Annotated in this window: 19 protein-coding genes and 1 pseudogene; 9 read left to right on the forward strand and 11 right to left on the reverse strand. The window is 43.2% G+C overall.

Annotated elements, in window-relative coordinates; translation table 11 throughout:
- Window positions 1–365: 365 nt before the first annotated feature.
- From HXY43_RS13670 to HXY43_RS13680, 3 genes are all read left to right on the forward strand, one after another.
- On the forward strand, window positions 366–890 hold the full coding sequence (locus HXY43_RS13670) for an outer membrane beta-barrel protein (RefSeq protein ID WP_290883719.1): 525 nt from the start codon (window positions 366–368) through the stop codon (window positions 888–890).
- Window positions 891–1,096: 206 nt separating this feature from the next.
- The gene (locus HXY43_RS13675) at window positions 1,097–2,218 is read left to right on the forward strand and encodes an ABC transporter permease (protein WP_290883720.1); all 1,122 of its coding nucleotides are present in this window, start codon (window positions 1,097–1,099) and stop codon (window positions 2,216–2,218) included.
- Between the two features lie 196 nt (window positions 2,219–2,414).
- Window positions 2,415–2,540: a hypothetical protein gene (locus tag HXY43_RS13680; RefSeq protein ID WP_290883721.1), complete on the forward strand. Its 126-nt coding sequence runs from the start codon at window positions 2,415–2,417 to the stop codon at window positions 2,538–2,540.
- Here the strand turns inward: HXY43_RS13680 and tnpA are convergent.
- Complete coding sequence (gene tnpA, locus HXY43_RS13685; RefSeq protein WP_290883722.1) at window positions 2,537–2,950, reverse strand: IS200/IS605 family transposase; 414 nt, start codon at window positions 2,948–2,950, stop codon at window positions 2,537–2,539. The two genes, HXY43_RS13680 and tnpA, sit on opposite strands and share 4 nt — an antisense overlap.
- 73 nt (window positions 2,951–3,023) lie before the next feature.
- Between tnpA and HXY43_RS13690 the strand changes: the two genes are divergently transcribed.
- Window positions 3,024–4,217 carry a transposase gene (locus HXY43_RS13690; RefSeq protein WP_290883723.1) on the forward strand — a complete coding sequence of 398 codons (1,194 nt, stop codon included), beginning with the start codon at window positions 3,024–3,026 and terminating at the stop codon, window positions 4,215–4,217.
- 277 nt (window positions 4,218–4,494) lie between these two features.
- On the opposite strand, the gene HXY43_RS13695 is transcribed toward HXY43_RS13690, so the two are convergent.
- The 3 genes from HXY43_RS13695 to HXY43_RS13705 all read right to left on the reverse strand — a co-directional run bounded on the left by HXY43_RS13695 (window position 4,495) and on the right by HXY43_RS13705 (window position 9,193).
- The gene (locus tag HXY43_RS13695) at window positions 4,495–6,519 is read right to left on the reverse strand and encodes a serine/threonine protein kinase (protein ID WP_290883724.1); all 2,025 of its coding nucleotides are present in this window, start codon (window positions 6,517–6,519) and stop codon (window positions 4,495–4,497) included.
- Window positions 6,520–6,977: 458 nt separating this feature from the next.
- Window positions 6,978–7,205 (reverse strand): hypothetical protein, encoded by a 228-nt coding sequence (locus tag HXY43_RS13700; RefSeq protein WP_026734249.1) that lies wholly within the window; start codon window positions 7,203–7,205, stop codon window positions 6,978–6,980.
- 149 nt (window positions 7,206–7,354) lie between these two features.
- Window positions 7,355–9,193, reverse strand: a complete 1,839-nt coding sequence (locus tag HXY43_RS13705) for a DUF5942 domain-containing protein (RefSeq protein ID WP_026734250.1) — start codon at window positions 9,191–9,193, stop codon at window positions 7,355–7,357.
- Between the two features lie 259 nt (window positions 9,194–9,452).
- Here HXY43_RS13705 and HXY43_RS13710 point away from each other — a divergent pair, with 259 nt between their 5' ends.
- The 5 genes and pseudogenes from HXY43_RS13710 to HXY43_RS13730 all read left to right on the forward strand — a co-directional run bounded on the left by HXY43_RS13710 (window position 9,453) and on the right by HXY43_RS13730 (window position 12,756).
- Complete coding sequence (locus HXY43_RS13710; RefSeq protein ID WP_290883725.1) at window positions 9,453–9,887, forward strand: hypothetical protein; 435 nt, start codon at window positions 9,453–9,455, stop codon at window positions 9,885–9,887.
- A gap of 438 nt (window positions 9,888–10,325) precedes the next feature.
- Window positions 10,326–10,541, forward strand: a pseudogene (locus HXY43_RS13715) (hypothetical protein); the annotation flags it as partial.
- A 46-nt stretch (window positions 10,542–10,587) separates the two neighbouring features.
- Complete coding sequence (gene thiD / locus HXY43_RS13720) at window positions 10,588–11,424, forward strand: bifunctional hydroxymethylpyrimidine kinase/phosphomethylpyrimidine kinase (RefSeq protein ID WP_290883726.1); 837 nt, start codon at window positions 10,588–10,590, stop codon at window positions 11,422–11,424.
- A 74-nt stretch (window positions 11,425–11,498) separates the two neighbouring features.
- Window positions 11,499–12,113 carry a hypothetical protein gene (locus HXY43_RS13725; RefSeq protein WP_290883727.1) on the forward strand — a complete coding sequence of 205 codons (615 nt, stop codon included), beginning with the start codon at window positions 11,499–11,501 and terminating at the stop codon, window positions 12,111–12,113.
- Window positions 12,114–12,417: 304 nt separating this feature from the next.
- Window positions 12,418–12,756 carry a P-II family nitrogen regulator gene (locus HXY43_RS13730; protein WP_026734255.1) on the forward strand — a complete coding sequence of 113 codons (339 nt, stop codon included), beginning with the start codon at window positions 12,418–12,420 and terminating at the stop codon, window positions 12,754–12,756.
- A 156-nt stretch (window positions 12,757–12,912) separates the two neighbouring features.
- Here the strand turns inward: HXY43_RS13730 and HXY43_RS13735 are convergent, their stop codons facing one another.
- From HXY43_RS13735 to HXY43_RS13765, 7 genes are all read right to left on the reverse strand, one after another.
- Window positions 12,913–13,110, reverse strand: a complete 198-nt coding sequence (locus tag HXY43_RS13735) for a hypothetical protein (RefSeq protein WP_290883728.1) — start codon at window positions 13,108–13,110, stop codon at window positions 12,913–12,915.
- A gap of 67 nt (window positions 13,111–13,177) precedes the next feature.
- Window positions 13,178–13,762 (reverse strand): RdgB/HAM1 family non-canonical purine NTP pyrophosphatase, encoded by a 585-nt coding sequence (gene rdgB / locus HXY43_RS13740; RefSeq protein WP_026734256.1) that lies wholly within the window; start codon window positions 13,760–13,762, stop codon window positions 13,178–13,180.
- Between the two features lie 91 nt (window positions 13,763–13,853).
- On the reverse strand, window positions 13,854–15,290 hold the full coding sequence (locus HXY43_RS13745; RefSeq protein WP_290883729.1) for a phosphoglucomutase/phosphomannomutase family protein: 1,437 nt from the start codon (window positions 15,288–15,290) through the stop codon (window positions 13,854–13,856).
- Between the two features lie 367 nt (window positions 15,291–15,657).
- Window positions 15,658–16,167 (reverse strand): hypothetical protein, encoded by a 510-nt coding sequence (locus HXY43_RS13750; protein ID WP_026734258.1) that lies wholly within the window; start codon window positions 16,165–16,167, stop codon window positions 15,658–15,660.
- 5 nt (window positions 16,168–16,172) lie between these two features.
- Window positions 16,173–17,318, reverse strand: a complete 1,146-nt coding sequence (locus HXY43_RS13755) for a ParM/StbA family protein (RefSeq protein ID WP_026734259.1) — start codon at window positions 17,316–17,318, stop codon at window positions 16,173–16,175.
- Window positions 17,319–17,581: 263 nt separating this feature from the next.
- Window positions 17,582–18,196, reverse strand: a complete 615-nt coding sequence (locus HXY43_RS13760; RefSeq protein WP_290883730.1) for a DedA family protein — start codon at window positions 18,194–18,196, stop codon at window positions 17,582–17,584.
- Between the two features lie 181 nt (window positions 18,197–18,377).
- Window positions 18,378–19,469, reverse strand: coding sequence for a Gfo/Idh/MocA family oxidoreductase (locus HXY43_RS13765; RefSeq protein WP_290883731.1), 1,092 nt, complete (start codon window positions 19,467–19,469; stop codon window positions 18,378–18,380).
- Between the last annotated feature and the right edge of the window lie 507 nt (window positions 19,470–19,976).

Below are 19,976 nucleotides of genomic sequence, written 5' to 3' on the forward strand. Positions count from 1 at the left end.
AGGGCGGGCGAGACGCCCACCCCACAAGAACAACAAATCTCTTGTGGGGTGGAGAGAAGTTGCCGGGGAGATGTTCTTTCCGGCAAACTTCGGGGCATCCTGCCCGCCTTGTCAAAAAAAAGATAAACCCAAGTGTTTTCCGATCAACTTCATTACCATTCTGTTTTTTAACCTTTTATTGATACCTTAGCTACCCGCATATTCCCTAGAAAAATTCTTTTGGTTTGCCGAATGCGTTCACCCAAGTAGGTGAAAAAAATATCATCAATTCGGGTCATCCAAGTGGATGATATCCAAACTCTTAAAAAAGGTGAACCTAGAACTAGAGAGTATTAATTGCACTCCGCTCTGGTGAGGAGAAAGCTATGAAGATTGCTAGTTTAACAACTGCCGCACTGGTTGCTAGTTCTATTATCTTCTCAGCTGGTTTTGCCTCGGCTCAACAACCAGTTCAACCACGCGGTATGAACGGTAGCTACATTGGTGCTGGTGTTGCTGCTGGCGTCACCAATGGAGGACAACAAAATGACGCAGCTTTATTAGGTGGAAATGTGCAAGGACGAGCCGCTATTCCTAATGCGCCTGTTTCACTTCGCGGTTCAGTTCTGTTTGGTGGCGATGCAACTGCATTAATGCCGATGCTAACTTACGATGCACCCATTGCCAAAAACACCAACGTTTATTTGGGTGGTGGTTACTCGTTTATTACCGAGGAAGGTAAGAGTACTCAATTGGGAAATAGAAATGCTCCTGTGGTAACTCTTGGTGCTGAATCAGAAGTTGCCAAAAATACCGTCATTTATGGTGATGCGAAGTGGGGTATTGACGCTTACGAAAATAGTGATGCTGATGCCCTTAGTTTCCAAACAGGTATAGGTCTGCGTTTCTAATGGTACTTTCGTAGGAGTCTTAAGAGAAGTTCCTGTGATGGTTTTAAAGAAGCCATAGAATGCTAATAAGCATTTAAACTCGAAATATGCCGGATAAAATCTACGCCCTAGCTAGTAATGCTTACTAGTTAGGGCTTTCCGATCTGGAGGATGACCAAAAGCGATCGCGCACACTCACGCCACATGCTAATAAATCCAAAAGTTTTATGAAGTATATTCTCCGATTATTTGATAGTCCATTTTGGGCATTAGTACGCAAAGAATTCAGGCAAATTCTGCGTAACAAACAGTTAATTGTATTGCTGATTGTGCCACCAACAGTACAATTATTGATCTACGGCACGGCACTTAATCCTGATGTTCACAATTTGCGATTAGGTGTGATTGACTATGCCAATGTTGAGGCAAGTCGGGAATTAGTCTCAGCGATGACTTCTAATCGCGTTTTTATTTTAGAATCAGTTCCTACTAGTGAGAAGGAGTTGAGTCGTCAGGTAGAGGAGGGAAAGCTGGATGTGGGCGTCATTATTCCGCCAGAATTTCCGCGCCGATTAGCACAAAAATCAGCAGAAATTCAAGTTTTCATTGATGGAGTGAATGCGAATACAGCAGGTATTGCCAGCGGCTACATGAATCAAATTATTCAACAGTACAATCGTAGGTTGGTAAAAGTTCAGACGAGTTCTTTTGTGTCACCTCAAGTGGTATTTCTCTACAATCCTGGACTAACGAGTAGCTGGTTTTTTGTTCCAGGTGTCATGGGTTTAGTTTTAACGTTAATTGGCACACTCGTGTCAGCAGTGACGGTAGTCAAAGAGAAAGATACAGGAACTTTAGAGCAGCTATTGATGACACCAGCGGCAGACTGGGAGATTTTACTCTCAAAAATTGTGCCTTTGGTGTTGCTGATGATGGGGGATGTACTGCTTGCTTTGACTTTAGGACTAGTTGTCTTTAATTTGCCGTTTCGTGGTAATTTTTTGTTATTTTTCGGCTTGTCGAGTATGTATTTATTCGTAGGAATTAGTTTGGGAATGATGCTGGCAACAATTACGCGATCGCAACAGCAAGTAGTACTCACATCCTTTTTTATCAACATGCCATTAGTGCAGACTTCAGGCGCGATCGCCCCAATCGAAGCGATGCCCCCCTTTTTCCAAGTCCTGTCTCTCCTCAATCCCTTACGTCATTACATCACCATTGTTCGGGGCATTTTACTGAAAGGGGTAGGTATAGATGTTCTGTGGATGAACGTTCTGGCATTAGTTGGTTTTGCCGTGGTGTTAATGACTATCAGTGTGAAGAGGTTTCGCAGTCAGTTGAGTTAAGCGATCGCCTACTTGAAACTTGAACGCACGCCTGTAGAAGAGTCTTGGTACAGAAATTTCGCTTAACCTGAATTCTGCTTTAAGGCTTATATTTAAGGATTGTGTTTAGCGCTGCAACTGGGTTCACTCAAGCATAAATTTAGCTTGAACTGGCAGAAGCCTCTCACTTACCGCGATAGCGGAAGTGATGAGATGAATGGCTCTTGTGTTGACGACAGTTCTCCGACGGCAGTTGCTACAAGTCGGCAGAGCCGCCCAACGCACTGCCTCACCAATGCCGACAGGCAAGGGAGGAGAACATGGAGGAAACGAACAATCTTAATCTTCTGGTTGTTGCTGATTTTCAATGTATTTTTTCAGCGTTGAAACGGTAACACCACCACAACTGGCAATAAAGTAAGAACCATTCCAAAAAACATCTTTGCTATAAAAAGCTTTTAAATGCTCAGAAAATTCTTGTCTCAATTTTCTAGAGGAAATAGATTTTAAATTATTGACCAACTTACTGAGTTCTAGGTCAGGGTGATATTGAAAAAGAAGATGCACATGATTATCTTCACCGTTAAACTCAACAAGCTTGCAGTCCCATTTTATTAATAACTCCTCAAAAATAGTATGTAAACGCTCTAGCATTTCTGTATTAAATGCTTTGCGTCTGTATTTCGTTGTCAAAACAAGGTGAGCTTTCAGGTCGCTAACAGACCTCCCTTTTGAAACAAAGTCATTTTTCATTGAATATAGACTTAAAGCAAAATCAGTGTATACTAAAAACATAGCACTGATTTACAAGGGTGGTGATAAACAGTTGAGGACAGCATACCAGTACAGGCTACGCCCAACAAAGCAACAAGCTACAGAAATAGACAGATGGCTATCCATGTGTTGCGCTCAATATAACTATTTGTTGGCGGATAGATTTAACTGGTATGAACAAAATCGCTGTCCTGTTAACGCCTGTCCTCTTGTTTGCCACCTTCCAGAGTTAAGGGACAATCCAGACTATTATTCTCAAAAGAAAACATTACCTGAACTCAAAAAAACTCATTCTCATTATGGTGATATATATTCACAAGTTTTGCAGGATGTAGTTAAGCGAGTTAAGGTAAGTTTTGATAGATTTCTCAAAGGTGATAGTAATGGTAAAAGAAGTGGTAAGCCAAGATTTAAACCTCGCAATAGATACCGCACTTTTACATATCCACAAATGAAAGATGGATGTTTGCAGGGCAATTTAATTGATTTACCAAAACTAGGTAAAGTCAAAGTTATTTTGCATCGTCCGTTGCCTGATGGATTTAAGGTTAAAACTGCTTCTGTTACCAAAAAGGTTGATGGCTATTACTTAACTCTCAGTCTAGAAGATTCTACAGTTCCAGAAATTAAACCAAATATTAATCCAGAATTGATAACTGGTATTGACATGGGACTGAAAGAATTTTTCACAACTGCTGAAGGTGAAACAGTAACTATTCCTCAACACTATCGCAAAGCACAAAAACGACTAAGAGTTGTCCAAAAGCGTGTTTCACGAAGAAAGAAAGGAAGTAATCGTAGACAAAAAGCGGTTAAACAACTAGGGAAGCAGCACAAAAAGGTTGCCGATAAGCGCAAAGATTTTCACTTTAAAACCGCTAAAAACTTACTGCAAAAATATGACGTAATTGCTCATGAAGACTTGAACATTAGGGGAATTTCAAGGTCTAGACTTTCAAAATCTGTGCATGACGCTGGATGGGGTAACTTCTTGTCAATACTGACAAATAAAGCCGAAAACGCTGGTTTGTTGGTAATACCTGTTAAAGCATCTGGCACAACTCAAGAATGTTCTAGCTGCGGCACAAAAGTACCAAAAAAGTTACATGAACGATGGCATGAATGTAGTTGTGGTTGCTCTTTGGATCGTGACCATAATGCAGCCATCGTAATTAAAAATAGGTCGGTGGGGCATCCCGACTTTAAAGCTCAGTTAATGTCCGGGAGCAGTAGCAGGAGTCACTGAGAAGCCCACACCTACAGCTTGCTGAGGTGTGGGAGCATGTCACTATAAATGCTTAGTAATAAATTCTGGTGGTGCTTTTTATGTATATATAAACAGTTTCATAGCCTACACAACTAGTGGCGATCGCACCCAACAGGGCCCTTAAAAATTCAGTGACAGAGCAACTCCTGATAACAAGCTCTACACTTCATTTCCACACTCTTTGCTCGCAGCATGGCGAGATTGGTTACTTCTGTTAACGCCTCCAGTTATTTTTACTTAGGAGCGATAAACCTAGTTACTCTGGCTGTGGTGTGAATGGAGAAGAAGTCAGCTGATTGTTATTGATTTCGACTACAGGTATAGATGGCACTACTATTTGATTGTTATTGTCCTTGGCTATGGGTATAGATGGTACAGTTATTTGATTGTTATTGTCCTCAAGATCCTTAACTGCGGGTGTAGATGGCCAAATTATCGGTTGATTGTTGGGATCTTCGATTGAGAATGCAGAAGGCACAACCATTGTTTGATTGCTGGGATCTGCGGTTGGAGATGCAGAAGGCGAAATCGTTGTTGGATTGTTGGCATCTGCGGTTGGAGATGCGGAAGGCACAACCATTGTTTGATTGCTGGGATCTGCGGTTGGAGATGCAGAAGGCGAAATCGTTGTTGGATTGTTGGCATCTGCGGTTGGAGATGCGGAAGGCACAACCATCATTTGATTTCTACTGTCTTCGGCTGGGGGTGGAGATAGCTTTGTATCTTCTTCGGCTAGGGGTAGAGATGGGTGTTTCTCGCTCTCAATCGCAGGTGTGGATGGCTTATCCTCTTCGGCTGGGGGTGGAGATGGCTTTGTCTCACTCTCAATCGCAGGTGTGGATGGCTTATCCTCTTCGGCTGGGGACGGAGATGGCTTTGTATCGTCCTCAATCGCAGGTGTGGATGGTTTTGTACTTTCTTCAACTGGGGGTTTGGATGGTTTGATGTCGTCTTCGCCTGGGGTTTTGGATGGTTTGATGTCGTCTTCGCCTGGGGGCGTGAATGGCTTGATTTCTTCTTCGAGTGAGGGTATGAATGGCCTTGTAGTTTCCTTTGTCGTTGGCGTAGACGGCGTACTTGCTGGTGGATTGGAAGGGCGTTGCGGTGATGTTTTTGATGGTGAAGCAGTAGGCGAAGGAGTAAAGTAATTTTTAGTACGCTTAACCGCTGGTGTAGATGGCAAATCAGAAGGCTGATTTTTGGTGTCTGTAACTGTTGGATTTGTGTTTTTGATAGGTTGATTTTCTTGTGTATTAAACTGTAATGGGAAAAAACGCCCTGCAAAAACTGCTACACCAAAAATAATCCCTACTGAAAGCACTCCAAGAGTCGGAAAACCTTGATTGCGTAGTGAACGAGATGGTGATTTACGTGACGGATTATAGGACGCTTTTTTGGTTTGCGGAGGATGGGGCGCTTTTTCTCTTTGCGGGGATGCTTGCTGTATTGTTGGTGGTGGCGGTGGTGCTTCGAGAGCTTGCAGTGCATCTGCTGCTGTTTGATATCGCTGGGTAAAGTTGTAGCGCACCATGTTGTCTAAAACATCCGCCAACTTCTTGCTAACGTTTGCCGTATTACGCCAAATTACTTCCCCATTGTTAGGATCAATTGGCAATTTACGCGGTGGTATACCTGTTAAAGCTTGAATTCCAATCATTCCCACTGCATAGACATCGCTACAAAATCTTGGCTTACCATTAGCTTGTTCATTTGGTATGTAGCCAGGAGTGCCGATGACAACAGTAGAAGTCGATTCTCCTTCAATATTTGTCGCTAAATTTTTTATTTCTTTAACTGAACCAAAGTCAATCAGTACTATTTTGCCGTCTTGACGGCGCATGATATTTTGCAGCTTAATATCTCGGTGGATGACATTGTGTTCATGGACAACTGCCAAAACTTCCAGTATTTCCTGTAAAAGTTTAACCACCTGAGGTTCACTCAACCGTATACCGGGAGTTATTTCGGCAGTTAAGTCATGTCCATCCACAAATTCCTGCACTAGATAGAATTCGCCATTTTCTTCAAAGTGGGCTAAAAGTTCAGGAATTTGGTCATGGCGCTTGCCTAGACGATAAAGAACTTCAGCTTCCTGGTTGAAAAGCCTTTTGGCAATCTGCAAAAATTCTGGATTGGGGTTTCGAGTCTGAAGATGTTTGACAACACATTTGGGATGGCTAGGTAGGTCCATATCTTCAGCAAGATAGGTGTCACCAAATCCACCGCTTCCCAACTGTTGAAGTATTTTGTAGCGATTACGGAGAACTGTGCCTAAGAGCATCAGCTTTACCTACCAGCAAATTACATGCCCATTATATTAGGCTATAACTTAATTAATTTTGACAAAAAATGTCCTCCTATGAAGTTCATCTTTAAGGAAATCCTTAGAAATCTTTTTGCGTCTTAATAAAGGCAATTATTGATATCGTTGTTAATAAGATATATCCGTAAAAGCCTTTTAATACAGTATTTTTACTGAATTAGCCCTCGGATTTATCTAGCTAAATTCGCAGTGAATTGAGTATTTGGTAGGAATAATGCAGAGTTTTGCAAATAAACATCTACTTGATTAACAAAAAAAATTAGTCTTAATTTTTACAACTAAAAATTCATTAGGTTTCACTGTTGAGGTGCAAATGAACATTCGCACCCCACTTCCTAAAATAGAGAAAATACTCCTTAAGATAGAGAGTACTCCCCACGGGATCATTGCTCACTGGGGGAGTGATTGAGCTTATATCACTTGAGTAAATCAAAGGATTTGACTTCTAAGACAGGGCCAATCATCGCCGTTGTCATCACATCTTCACGCACATTGCCTGTGACTTTGGCTTTTTGTCCTGCCTGGAGTAAATTTTTGTCAGCACCTCTAAGGATTTCGTAGGTAACGCCCTCATCAGTAACTAATGCCCAAGCACCAGTACCAATATCACGGCGTTGGATGGTTCCTGTAACTGTGATGCTCATAGTGGTAATGGTTCTAAGAAGGTAATGAGAGATTGGGGTTAGTAGTTAGTGGTTAGTGGTTGTAGAGACGTGCCATAGCACGTCTGTACATTGGTTAGTGGTTAGTGGTTGGTTGTTAATTTTTACCACTATCCACTAACTATTACCTATCACTGGTTTTTCACAGCTAAATTAGCAAGACCAAAACATAGTAGGGCATTAACAATCAGGAAGACACGAGCCAACATACCACTTCCCAATCCCCAAACGGCCGGATCTAAAATCGCACTGATTCCCAAACACGCCGCTACACCCAAGGATGAACCGATCGCAAACCATTTCCATTGCGGATGCCCAAGTAGCAGTGCTATCAACGCAATGGGAATAAGTACGCTGGCAAACAATGGGTTTAGCGCACCGGTTCCTTGAAGTGCATTACCGAGTTCGGGAATTGAACTGCCCAATAAACGGAAAGGCCACTGGGGCAAGTCAAAGATGTAGATTGGCTTCAGGAAGAATAATCCAGAACTACCAGCAATCAACCCACTAGATAAAGTCCAACTCCAAGCAAACGGGAAGTAAACCCGTAAAAACCAAGCCAGCAGATAAGAACCCAATACCATCAAAATCTTGGGTAACAATGCCACAGCACCGCCATCAATCCAGAAGCCGGGGTTGAGATAGCCGTTATCCCGCAGCCAGCGGAAAAAGTCTTGGAAGCTGATTTGTCCGCGTATAGCACGTTGCACTGCTGCTTCAGCATTTAGTTGCCCAGCACCATAGTAATTTAAACCATCATCCTCGATGCTTCTGGCTGATTCCTTGAGTACCTGTAAAACTTCATCTGGTTCGTTCACACCAGCGGCTTCAATCAGCGCGGCTACACCTGCAACATGAGGGGAAGCCATGCTTGTACCCTGCAAGCCAATAAACACTGCGTCACCGGTTTCGGGATCGATAGTTTGTTGCAAAACTTTACCCGCATCACTGCCACCAGGAGCAGAAATATCAACCCCAGCACCAAAGTTAGAATAGGGGGCTTTTTCTCCATCTGGCCCCAATGCCGAGACGCCGATAACGTGGGGATAACGCGCCGGATAAGAAGCAGAATTCTGGCTTTCGTTACCAGCTGCTGCAACTATAACTACGCCTTTGTTGTGGGCGTATTCTATTGCTTCTTTCATCAGCTGGCTTTCACCACCACCACCCAAGCTCATATTAATTACATTTGCGCCATTATCAGCAGCAAACTTAATCGCTTCGGCAATATCAGCAACGGTACCACCACCATACTCATTGAGTACCTTCAATGGCATCAAATTGGCTTCGTAGGCAATTCCTGCTACACCATAGTAGTTATTAGTCGCTTCAGCGATCGTACCAGCAACGTGGGTGCCGTGTCCGTTGTCGTCTTTGGCTTCTTTTCGGTCATTAACAAAGTCGTAGCCTTCGACAAACTTAGTCTCTACCAAGTCGCGCACGCGGGTAATACCAGTGTCAATCACCGCTACCGTCACGCCACTGCCTTTTGTTTCTTTCCATGCACCAACAACACCGATATTGTGCAAATGCCATTGCTTGCTGTACATTGGGTCGTTAGGTTCGTTTGCAGTAGACGGAAACTGTTTGCCCTGTTCAGATCGATTAAATTCACCCTCTCTCGTAACTTCATCCAGTGGGGGAATTCTATAAATATAGTTAGGCTCAATAAATTCCGTCGCTTTGGCAATTTTAGACTTTCGCAGTTCTCTCAGTCGCTGTTTATCGCCTTTGATAATATACACATTATCCCGAGCAGAAAATTTATTATCTAATTGGGGTGTGACATTATACTTTTGGGCGATCGCTGCCAAATTCTCCTGCAATACCTCTTTAGGAATATCTTCCTGAAAATTCAACAAAATTGTGTCAAATTCACCTTTCGCTGCCAGTCCTTGAACACTCAAGAAACCAAACGCGGCAGCACTAAGCCCGATGACAAACAAGCACAATAATAAAAGCCTTCTCATATCAAGTCATCACCGCTTTTTGCCAGTTTGTTTCACTACCATAACTTATACAGCCCCCTAGTGGCTCTATATTTGCAGAATAGTTACACATTGGAGAATGGGGAATGGGCTTCACTTGGGGCAAGGGCAAAAGTAAAAGGGTAAAGGGATTTTTCTTTCCTTTCTCCCTTTTCCTTTCACCTTTTCCCCTCTTGTTTACTCTTTCCCCTTAACCTTTTCCCCAGCACTTTTTTCTTACTTCTATTGAGTTGAATCCATCATGGAACGTGGTCTTTTGTGGCTGCCTTTGTTAGCAGCGTTTTTCTGGTTAGCTTGGCAAGGTTCCAAGGAATATCAAAAAATTGAAGCTTATCGTACCTGGGCAGAACAGTTTGACAAAGCTAAGTACGATATCTATGCTGTTTTAGGTCAAAAAGGTGACTCAATCACTTGGGGAAAACCCACGCCTAAAGGCCCGATTAAGTTAGAAACATTTTCTTTGCATGATGTTCAAGAAATATGCCTTGTGGTAGACGACAGAACTATAGATACAGAAAAACTACCAGAAAAAGGTCGAGCGATTGAGTTGGAATTTGTATTTCGCGAACCTACGAAATCGGTACGAATTCCGTTTACAGAAATTCCTTTAGCAGCAGAATGGGGTAAGTATTTACAGAGGCAATTACACCAGATCAAGTCGGAACTAATTGAATAATTCTACAGTCTAATTAGTTATGCCTGATGTGAATTAAGGCTACGATCAAAATCGTGTTTCTGACATCTTGCACCATTTGATTGGAAGAGCCAGAGGCTCTAAATTCTCGTTACCAGGTTGAACCTGGTAACGAGGGTTAATAACACCCACTAACATTGCATGAGTTTATGATGTTTGCAGGTTAGTGAAGTAAATATACTTTATCCATACGAAACCTCTGATTCCCCCTAGCGCTTCCAAAAAAGGAGAGTTGGGGGGATCATCTTTCACAAATATTTGAAAAATAGTATGAGTATGTTGGCATATGAAACATGTTATCCAGATTTTTGGTCTTTTATTAGTACTTAATGCTTGCACTGTTCCAGTTGAGACTGATGCTCAAACCACTAATAATACAGTTAAAAATTGTCCAAAAAGTGCGGTTGTCTCTTTGCCTGAAATGCAATTCGCGGTGATTTGGAGTTACTAGAGATTTCGCCAAAATCCACTAGCATTAAATACTACTCTGGCTGGGTTGATGAAACCAAGCTGAATCCTTATTTAACGGTTCTACCGCAAACACAACCGCAAAATCGAAAACCGAATCCGTTAGAAGCGATCGCGAAAAAAATAGGGCTGGGGGCTGGGGGAATGGGTGAAAATGCTGAATCTTGAAAATTTCATAATTCATAATTCATAATTCATAATTTTTATAAAACCTATGAACACCGAAATAACATCCAATGTACCCGTTGCTTTAACTATTGCCGGTTCTGATAGTGGTGGTGGTGCGGGAATTCAAGCGGATTTACGCACCTTTGCCTTTCACTGTGTCCACGGTACTAGCGCTATCACCTGCGTCACAGCCCAAAATACTTTGGGCGTCATGCGCGTTGATGCCATGCCATCGGAGGCGGTTGTTGCCCAAATTCAGGCAGTATGTGAGGATATTGGTGTACAAGCGGCAAAAACCGGTATGTTACTCAACAATGAAATTATTGCCGCCGTTGCCAAGCAGGTAGAAAGTTTACAAATTAAAAATTTAGTGGTCGATCCGGTAATGGTGTCGCGTACGGGGGCGCAATTAATTGATGATGACGCTATCAAATCTCTACGCAATGCGCTCATACCCATAGCAGCAATTATTACACCAAATCGCTACGAATCACAGATTTTGAGCGGTATAGAAATTAACTCTCTAGATGAGATGAGGGCAGCTGCCCACATGATTCATCGGAATTGCAGGGCTAAAGTTGTGTTAGTCAAGGGTGGTGGTATGCCGGGAAATGTTTGTGGTGTTGATATCTGGTTTGATGGGCAAAAGCTGGAAACTCTGACCACAAAACAAGTAGATACGAAAAATACCCACGGGACTGGTTGTACTTTGTCGGCGGCGATCGCAGCGAATCTGGCACGCGGTGATGATTTATTAACAGCGGTGCGACAAGCAAAGGAGTATGTCACTAATGCACTCTCTCACGCCCTAAATATAGGCAAAGGACAAGGCCCTGTGGGACATTTTTATCCATTATGGCGATCGCACGATTTTGTAAATTAAAAATCTTTGCTCTTAGGGAATTTTTCTATTATTCTTGGGCATAGTTTGTCTTATTTTTTGCTTATAAACTACAAATGCGAGCAGTTAACGGTTCTTTTTACAACCATAAATCACCAAGTACAAACACCCAAACTTACTCACCTTCTGTACCCCTGTCTGTATACCGAGACTTGGCAGCAGAGTTGCAAGCCGCACAGGCAAAGATAGATACCCTGATCGCCCAAAATCACCAATTAGCGCAAGAAAATCAACTTCTGCGGCAAGAAATTACTAAAACTGTTCAGTCTGTTTTACATCTGCAAAATTTGCTCGATCCTTCTACTCCGGCTAGGTATCAGCAAGTACCCCAAAGGCAAGAACCAGTAGACACACAGCCGCCTCCGCAGGCAAGCAGGAGACAGGAAGGGGCAGGGGGCAGGGGGCAGAAGCAAAAGACAGGAGGGGCACCCCGACAACAGCCTCCCCGTCGGCGTCCACCCGTTATTTATACAGAGATGGAATTTCCTGTTCCCATGACAGAACCAGTGTTTGTGGAAGAACAGCAAGTTGTAGCTTATCCAGTCAGTGAATCAGAAGCTGAAGGAATTAATGCTTGGTGGATGTTTCTGGCGATCGCATTCATAATACTTTTGGGTTTTGGTGCTGGCTATTTGGTTGTGCGTCCCTTGTTTGAGCATCATACTCGCTAGCGAAATCACTTTCTGAATCTAGGAGTCCTTTTTTTGCTCACTGAACATGATTTTTTTGTTATAAAAGCTACAAAATAATGAGAAACTGAGGATGAAACCACTGAATCGTCACAGTAAAGATTATGGAAGTCAGCAATGCTGACTATTCTATTGTCATCAAATGTCATGGGATGAACAGTTCATACATTCAGCATTTTGTGTAAATTAATTCTTTTTTACAATTATGGGTTGCACCACCAGTTAAAGCTTTGGACAAAGGATCTGGTTATATATATAGAAGCTACTAGAAAACAGGAGATAAAAAATGAAAAAAGTAGAAGCTATCATCCGTCCCTTTAAGCTTGACGAAGTAAAAATTGCTCTAGTCAATGCTGGTATAGTTGGCATGACCGTTTCTGAAGTACGGGGATTTGGACGCCAGAAAGGGCAAACAGAACGCTATCGGGGTTCGGAGTACACTGTTGAGTTTCTGCAAAAACTCAAACTGGAAATTGTCGTTGAAGACAACCAAGTGGATATGGTTGTCGAGAAAATTATCGCCGCTGCCCGGACTGGTGAAATCGGCGATGGTAAAATATTCATCTCGCCAGTTGAGCAAGTGGTGCGGATTCGGACTGGGGAAAAGAATACAGAAGCTGTTTAAATTTGTTAGTGGTTAGTGGTTAGTAGTTAGTGGTAAATAACTAACAACTAACAACAAACAACTAACGACTAAGCACCGGACGCAGACAATCTTTGCAACGCAACTAACCATCTGTATGCGGCAACTAGGGGCGTTGAGGCGTGAGAAACTCCGGGTTCAGCGAAGCAACCCGGAGTAGTTCATAAAGACTTCTCTCCCCTTGCGACACTCTTGTTTACCAGTGGTGATGGTTCCATCACCTTCAATCATCACAATGTTCTCAGAGTAGTACTTTTCCAACGCTACTGACGTTTGGAACGTAACAACTAGGTTGTTGATATCTGCTAGCTTGATTTTTAGTTCTTCAAGTGTCATAAAATCGCGTCCTGTCGATAATGCTGCAACTACGCGCTAACCGATAACCGAAGCTGTATAACAACTATCAATCAAGAACTTCTAAATTTGGTAGCTTTTGAAGTAAAGCCGTAAAAGCCTTGCCTCGATGGCTAATTGCGCGCTTCAATTCTGGCGTCATCTCAGCAAAGGTCATTTGTTTTTCTGGGACGTAAAAAATCGGATCGTAGCCAAAACCACCATTACCACGGGGTGTATGCAGAATTTCACCAGGACAAACTCCTTCTGATTGTAGCGCGATCGCACCATCAGGACGAGCGATCGCCACTGCACACACAAATTGGGCTTGCCGCTGCACTTCGTCGCCCAACTCCCTCAATAGCCTGGCAATGCGTTCGGCATCGGTTTTGCCGTAACGTGCAGAGTACACTCCTGGTGCGCCATTGAGGGCATTTACTTGTAAACCGGAATCATCTGCGATCGCCCAGTTACCTGTGGCTTTGGCAACTTGGGATGCTTTGAGACAGGCATTAGCAGCAAAGGTATCGCCTGTTTCCTCAATGTCCAAGTCTTCAGGTTTGAGGGTTAATTCCCAACCAGAATCAGATAGGTAAGCTTGCATTTCCCGCAATTTACCTGGATTTCCTGTGGCTACTACGAGTAATTTAGTCATTGTTTAAGAGTCAAAAGTCAAAAGTCAAAAGTCAAGAGTCAAGATTTTTACACTGGACTTTGGACTCTTGACTCTGGACTAATACCTAATATTATTCTGCCCACTGCTTCGCCCAAGCCAAAGTTTCATGCACCTGTTGGAGTGTGGGGGCTTCACAGTAGAGGCGCAAAACGGGTTCAGTACCACTAAAACGAATCATTAACCAGCTTTGATCTGCAAGGCGGAATTTATAACCGTCTATTGTTTGGCAATCAATTACTGCTTGTCTTGAAATTTCCTTTAGTGGTTCCTTTTGTAATTGTTCCAAAAGGCGACCCCGCACTTCCATACTTGCTAGGGGTAAATCGATGCGATCGTATGCAGAAGTGAAGTCAGTTTGTTCTTGCAGACAGCGGTAATAATCACTTAAATCCAGACCTGATTCAATGATCGCTTCTAGTACGTATAATGCCGATAAGAGTGCATCTCGTTCGGGAATATGGCTACCATAACCAATTCCTCCCGACTCTTCACCACCCAGCAACACTTGGCTTGCTAGCATTCTATCAGCGATGTACTTATAACCAACTGGTGTCTCAAATACTGAGAGTTTGTGTAATGCAGCAACGCGGGGAATTAAGTCAGAACCACTGACAGTTTTGACAATTTCTCCGCTAAAGCCTCGCCGTAGGGTCAGGTGGTCGATTAAGATTGGGATCAAAATTTGCGAACTCAGGAAGTTACCTGCACTATCCACAGCTGCAACGCGATCGCAGTCACCATCAAAAACCAATCCCACCGTTAAACCTGTGGGATGTTTTTCTCGGTGTGTCTTCATCACCCCAAACAGACGGGAAAGGTATTTCGGTAATGGTTCTGGTGCACCGCCTTCAAAAGTAGGATCGCGATCGCTATTAATCTCTCTGACTTCATTGCCAAGCAGCATCGCCAGTCCACCAGCCGCTGCACCATGCATCACATCAGCAAATACCGTCAGTTTGTTAGAGGTTATTGCTTCGCGAATTTTAGCAATATTGACTTTACTTTCTAGTTCTTGACAATAACTTTCCCACGGGTTAAATTTGTATATCTTGCCTGGAGTCGGAGCAGGTGGCACTTCCTCCTCCAAAAGTGATTCTATCTCTTTGGTAACTTCTGGTGGTACGGAACCACCATACGCACTCTTAACTTTTAATCCCAAATATTGACCTGGATTGTGACTGGCAGTGATTACCAATGCTCCCAAAGCGTTGTGTTGCTTGGCTGCCCAACTAAAAGCTGGAGTTGGCGCATAGGTTTCGCTAAACAGTACATCAAACCCAACAGCGGAAACAACATCAGCTACTTTCTGAGCAAAATCTTCTGCCATAAAACGGCGATCGTAACCGACTACAATTGTCCGGTTGCCGACTTTTGTTCCATATGTATTAAATAGCACTTTTGCGGCAATTGGCGCGACCAACGCGAGACGTTCAAAAGTGAAGTCGTCGCCAATCACGCCGCGCCAGCCATCTGTACCAAATTTGATTGATTTAGCTGCAACTGGCATCGAGGTATCCCTACTTCCGTTTAGGAGGATTGTAACATTTACACAGGGCACCCAGTAACAAAAGATTTAAGTATAAAAAGTATTGCGAGCAAACGCTCCCGTATGGTGACTGATAATCAAGTTAGAGTGTTCCCCAGTGTCTGGAAAATTAAGAATAGGGAATAAGAGAGTGGGAGAGTGGGGGCTAGGGGCCCCCTCTGGGGTTGGGGGCTGTGGGGGAATAATTATTAACCACTAACCACTAACCACTAACCACTAACCACTAACTAATGACTATTGACTATTGACTTAAATATTGAACCTCCCTAATAGAATTTTCTATCAAGGAGGTATATATTATCACAATGATTTAACACCCTGATTTTTTCTAGAAATCATCCAGAAACTGACTCAGGCGACTAATTACGGGATCAACTTCTTGGGGAGGAGTGACAGCAGCAGAAGTGGTAATAGTTTGATTTACTACTTCTAGTGCTGGTGCTGATTGTGTCGGTGACTGAATGACTTGTGCTTGATTAACCACGATCGCCAACTGTGCCACTTGTTGGCTAAGTTGCGTCAGATGGCGTTCCATCATCTCCAATCGATTAGATTCCTTGGCGAAAAAACGTTCCTCAAGGTCAGCCAATTGCCTGTATAGTTCAGCGATTTGTGGTTCTACTCCTAGTGTCGGTGTTGGTTGCGGAGTAGGCGGCGGGCTTGGTCGTACGGATTCCGGTACGCATAAAGATTGCCACAAGGCTTCTTTACAGAGGTCGCTGAAAGTTTTGTTTGGGTCTTTTTCCAAATGGCTTTCGACAAGCGCTAACAAACTTTCGTCCGCCACCCCTGGATTGAACGTAACCGATTTCACTACCTTTTTTGACCATTGGAACATTATTTTTAAGCCCTAGAAGAGCGATTGGAGGATAGCTGTGCCTCTGCATAAATGTACTGACCTAGAGCATTAGCTTGTCGAGATGGCGAAGCTAAGTGGGCATTAATCTTTGCTTCTTTCAAGAGACGTTGAACGTCTTCCCAGAAAAATTCCCCACCGCCACCAGTGAGAATCACATCGGTGACGCGCTCTGGTAGCCATGCTAGCACACGGCTGCAAATTTCACGCGAAAACATCTCTATCAAATTGGGGAGGAAATCATCGAGATTGGTAGGCTTACCAGCACCTCTGGGACGGTAGAAGCGATCGCCCTTGGGTCGATTCACAGCAGCAATCAAAGCCAGAGATTGGCTATCAGCGCTCTCAATTTCAGCGGCTACTAGTTCATAAAACTTGCTCATGCCAAAGTCTTCGCTCTTAGAAGCACCTCGGGCGAAGCGGAAGTTATCCACCATCAAGCAATCGATTGTTTGGTGTCCAATATCAACAATTGCCACAGATACTTTAGTAAAATCGGGCATTGCAGCACCTTTTTTGGGTTGGGCTTCACACCACAACAGACTGCCATAGCCTTCTGGCATTACCCAAACTTTGTTGATGTTCAGCGAGACAGGTTCGCCGCGAAAGTTCATTACATGAGGGCCACTCAATTGGCTGATTAATTGGGCTTTTTCCTTTTCAAACTGTTCTTGAGAAAGATACGGCAGACCCAAAACAACTGAAATATCATCTTTCAGCTTAAAGTAACCAGCACAAGCCAAGGTTTTTATCAGTGCGTCTTCAACTTTAGATTGACCTACTCCCAAATTAGCACCAAAATCTGCCGCCAGTTGACCTACAGCATAGCCACTGCCTTGATACTCCAACCACAGATCCATTAAGGGATCTGTGGCGCGGGCTTCAAAAACGCCACCCCGCACTTGTTCCATTGACATTTCCTTAACGTTGGCAGAGACAAAAATCACATTTCCTGGCTCGCGAGTAACACCAGCTTTTGTGGAAGTTCTACCTAAATCAACACTGAGAATTTTTTTACTAGTGCTGTTGCTTGTTGGTATGGGAGTAGCATTAATCGGAGTAGAAGCCGATACCCTATTCATGGGTATGGCAGCGGCATTCATAGGGGTGGCTGCGGAAGGTTGGTCTGTCATGAAAGCTCCTAGTACTTACTTAAATTCAAAAAGTTACCATGCTCATCTTACATAAATGCGTGCGTGTATCAGAAATTCTTGGTAGCGTTCACACATAGCTGAAAACATGCCAAAAATTACTGAACCTGTGAGTGTGAGCTAGTTTGCCAAGGCTGTGCTGGTGAAAGCCAAATAGTAAGACATTGGTAGCGTTTTGTCATGAGTAACGCCACTTTTTACACCAAAAAGCCTTTTTTTGTAGATTTTAATTGAGGGCAAGTTTTTTATCTTCTCCTGGGTTTGCGCTTCCGTTGTAATACCAAGGCAAGAAATACCAAAAGTATACCCCCAAGCACAATTTTTGATACAGGAGCAAGGTACTTGTCCACAAGTTCATATTGACTACCCAACACGTATCCTGAGTATGTTAGCAAACCTACCCAGCAAGCGCTACCCACGGTTGTATAAAATATAAAAGATGGTAAAGACATATCGCAGATGCCTGCGGGAACGGATATCAAGGTACGTATTCCTGGCACAAGGCGACCAATCAGCACAGCTTTTTTACCTTGTTTATCGAACCAGTGCTTGGACTTGATAATATCTTTGCTAGATATACCCAACCACTTGCCGTATCTATCAGCCCAGGCTTGCAAGCGAATTTCGCCAAACAATTTACCAGGGTAATACCAGATGATTGCGCCCAGTACGGAACCCAACAGCCCTGCAAAAAATACACCAAAGACATTGAGCTTTGCCCCTGGTATATTTGCTGTATATCCTGCCAGTGGCATAATCAATTCTGAAGGGATAGGAGGAAAGAGGTTCTCTAGGAACATCAGCAGAGCGATTCCCACATAGCCTAGGGATTCGATAGTAGTCTTGATCCAATCGGTCATGAAGTTGATTCCTAAAAACTGCGACAGAAGTCTTTTTGTTAAAAAGGTTGGTTGTTGTTGGTTGTTTGTTCCAAGCAACCACCAACTACCAACAACCAACAAATCTATAAAGAAAGGGAGAGAGGGAAACAGTAATTACTGACTTCTCCCACTCTCCCAATCTCTCACTCTCCCACTCTTTTTATACAGTGGGTGTCAAAGGTTGCATTCTCGGTTCAGATTCCCAATCCAAGGGATTCCAAACTCGTTCTTCTAGCGCCATCTGTTCAATTAAACTTGCTAATCTTAGAGCTTTAAGCGCTTGTTCGCCGCCAACCGAAGGTTGATTGCCGCCGCGCACGCAGTTGACAAAATGTTCCAATTCTGCTCCTAACTTATCAGTGTTAGTAGTATAGACTTTTTCAATTACACCATCCTGCCTGTAAAGTACTTGCCGATAATCCGTCATAGAGTTGGCAGTGGTATGTCGGTGAATCAAAATTTCATTCTTGAGAAAATCTGCCTCTGTATATGAGTTTTTACAATGGGCGACTATACTGCGGATTTTGCGATGAGTGACTTTGCTAGAAGTCAGCGTGGCAACAATGCCATTGGCAAATCCCAAAGTCGCACTCACGTAATCTAAATAACCAGAATCTAAAGTACGATTGCCACTAGCTGTTAACTTGACCACTGGCGAAGCGGCTAATTCCAACAGTAAGTCAATGTCATGAATCATTAAGTCCAAGACAACAGAGACATCGTTAGCACGATTTGAGTAGGGACTCATCCGGTGAGCTTCTAGCGCCAGCAATTCCTCAGTCTTTAGCACCTTGTTTAATTCTTGAAAGGCTGGGCTGAAGCGTTCAATGTGACCTACTTGTAAAATACACCCAGACTCGGCTGCTGCATTTACTAGCGATTCTGCCTCAGAAATACTGGCAGCAATCGGCTTTTCAATCAAAACATGAATTCCTGCCAATAAACAATTAATCCCGACTGCATAATGCAGGCGCGTAGGAACGGCAACGCAAACCGCTTCCACATGGGGCAGCAGGTCACAGTAATCCTCAAAAAAACGCACCTTATATCTGCTGGCGGTTTCTAAACCTCGCTCGACATTTATATCTGCAACACCGACCAGTTCAACGTCTTTCATCGAACTCAGGACACGGGCATGATGTTGTCCCATATTACCCACACCGATCACGCCTATGCGGATCGGATGGGGTTGGGTGCGGTGTCCGTGTCCGTTCTGTTCTCCTGCTGACATGCTGCTATCTTGCACTCTCATTCTCTCCTCAACCACCAAATTTAGAGACGCTACGGTCGTTGGCTTTGATACTCAAACTGCCACTGACGAGTCGTCTAAAACCATCCAGATGGTAACATAGAGGTTCTATTTATGAAGAATTTCAAAGTTTGTTATGAGTTCCCACCATCTGGCTGTGTTTTGTACGATCGGTAAAAATTGATGTTGCTTTAGACACTTTACATAAAAACTTTTTTGTCCTATTTTTTACCTCCCAAAATAAGTATGATAATTGTATATATTCCCTAGTGTTATTGAGGAAATTTATTAGCGGTATAATTATCCAATTAATACAAGTAAAAATAAATAATTTTTTTGTCTGTTAAGTTACCAACCACTGAAAGGTTTTTCGGCAAAAGCGTTTTGTTGGAATAGCAGCCGCTTGCAATCAACTCAGCAAGAAAGTCAACAATTATTCTTGCTTGTTACTTAAAAATGGGTTTAAGGGAGTAAGGGTTTCCCTACATCCCTATACACCATACCCCTACA

Origin of the sequence: Fischerella sp. (genome assembly GCF_013388695.1) — a bacterium.
GTDB lineage: Bacteria > Cyanobacteriota > Cyanobacteriia > Cyanobacteriales > Nostocaceae > PCC9605.